Here is a 2,107-nt window from a genome sequence, read left to right on the forward strand (position 1 = left end):
TAATGCTAACAATACGAGCAAAAGATGTTATCAAGTAGTTGAACATTATATGAAATGATAAGGTTTATTTCTATATAAAAAGATGAATCTGGCATGATCCACCTTTTTATATGAGGTTTCAAGTATAATAAGTAGGGTGATAGTAATGTATACAAAAGATAAAAAAGAAAATAATACAAAATAAAATGAGGTTAATATATGAGTAAAAAAAGTTTTTCTGATTATAAACTAAGTACGGAAATCGTAAGGGCACTTACTGGGTTAGGATATAATCATCCAACAGAAGTACAAGGTGAGGTTATTCCAGTCGCATTACAAAAGAAGGATCTTGTTGTGAAGTCCCAGACTGGAAGTGGAAAAACAGCTTCATTTGGTATTCCACTTTGTGAAATGGTGGAGTGGGAAGAGAATAAACCACAAGCATTAGTTTTAACACCAACGAGAGAGCTTGCGGTACAGGTAAAAGAAGATATTACAAATATAGGTCGATTCAAAAGGATTAAGGCTGCGGCAGTTTATGGGAAATCTCCATTTGCACGTCAAAAATTAGAATTAAAGCAAAAGACACATATTGTAGTTGGGACTCCTGGTCGTGTGTTGGATCATATTGAGAAGGGTACCCTTTCTTTAGAGTGTTTGAAGTATTTAGTTATTGATGAAGCAGATGAGATGCTAAATATGGGCTTTATCGATCAAGTAGAGGCAATTATTGATGAATTACCTACAAAAAGAATGACGATGTTATTTTCAGCAACACTTCCAGAAGATGTTGAGAAATTGTCTCGTACATATATGAATTCACCAATTCATATTGAAATTAAAGCAGCTGGGATTACGACGGATAAAATTGAACATACTCTTTTTGAGGTGATAGAAGACGAGAAGCTTTCACTACTTAAAGATGTAACAACGATTGAGAATCCTGATAGCTGTATTATTTTCTGCCGTACACAAGAAAATGTAGATCATGTATATAGACAATTAAAACGAGCTAACTATCCTTGTGACAAAATACATGGTGGTATGGTACAAGAAGATCGTTTTGAAGTCATGGATGATTTTAGAAAAGGAAAATTCCGTTATTTAGTAGCAACAGATGTAGCTGCGAGAGGAATTGATATTGATAATATTACACATGTTATTAATTATGATATTCCACTTGAAAAAGAAAGCTACGTACATCGTACTGGAAGAACGGGACGAGCTGGAAATAGTGGAAAAGCTATTACATTTATAACACCATATGAAAATAGATTTTTAGAAGAGATTGAGGAGTATATTGGATTTGAAATTCCAAAGGCAATTGGACCTTCAAAAGAAGAAGTTATGAAAGAGAAAGCTGCATTTGAAGAAAAGATACATGCTAAACCAATTATAAAGAAAGATAAAAATGCAGATATCAACAAAGGCATTATGAAGCTGTACTTTAATGGCGGGAAGAAAAAGAAAATTAGGGCGGTAGATTTCGTCGGTACAATTGCTAAAATTAAAGGTGTTACAGCAGAAGATATAGGCATTATTACGATACAGGATAATGTTTCTTACGTTGAAATATTAAATGGAAAAGGACCACTTGTCTTGAAAGTCATGAAGACTACAACGATTAAAGGGAAACAACTAAAAGTTCATGAAGCAATTAAGTAAATAAAAAACTATCCACTTTAATAGGTGGATAGTTTTTTATTTATGATTCTTTTAAATCATCCACTAGTTGCTCCGCTAAACGTCTATACATATTACTCATAGTCACGAAGGATGTTAGTAGTAGAAATTTTTCTAGCTTTGTATCTTCTAAGGAAGAAATCTCATTTACTTCTGTAACACGGTTATTTACGTCTTGTTTAAAGCTTTCGACATTGCTTTCAGTAAGAGCAAGATAATTTTTGTATAACGTATTTAATTCGAATGAATCATCATTTAATAAGGAGTCATTTATAGTTTCTAATGAACTTTTTATGTCGTTAATGGAGAGAGCTCCCTTTAATTGATAAATTAGGCTAATTAAAATCATATGCTCTTTTGAATACTTTTTATTTTTGATGGGGATGAATAGTTTTCCTTTTGCGTAATTATTAATCATCGTTTTGGTTAATACTTTTTCATCATC

At 32.3% G+C, this 2,107-nt stretch carries 2 protein-coding genes; one reads left to right on the forward strand and one right to left on the reverse strand.

The annotated features are described in order from the left end of the window. Positions 1-198 precede the first annotated feature (198 nt). A complete protein-coding gene (locus ACQGS6_RS27140; RefSeq protein WP_088046155.1) occupies positions 199-1,644 on the forward strand; it encodes a DEAD/DEAH box helicase in 1,446 nt (481 codons plus the stop codon). 40 nt (positions 1,645-1,684) lie between these two features. On the opposite strand, the gene ACQGS6_RS27145 is transcribed toward ACQGS6_RS27140, so the two are convergent. After that, positions 1,685-2,107: DUF1836 domain-containing protein (locus ACQGS6_RS27145; protein ID WP_426965922.1), on the reverse strand; the 423-nt coding region annotated here is incomplete at its 5' end.

This window comes from Bacillus sp. GMs2/2 (genome assembly GCF_050172095.1).
GTDB classification, from domain to species: Bacteria; Bacillota; Bacilli; order Bacillales; family Bacillaceae_G; genus Bacillus_A; species Bacillus_A cereus.

Bases quoted from the DNA above. Each gene is read 5' to 3' on its own strand.
- ACQGS6_RS27140 (WP_088046155.1), top strand. From the start codon at position 199: ATGAGTAAAAAAAGTTTTTCTGATTATAAACTAAGTACGGAAATCGTA.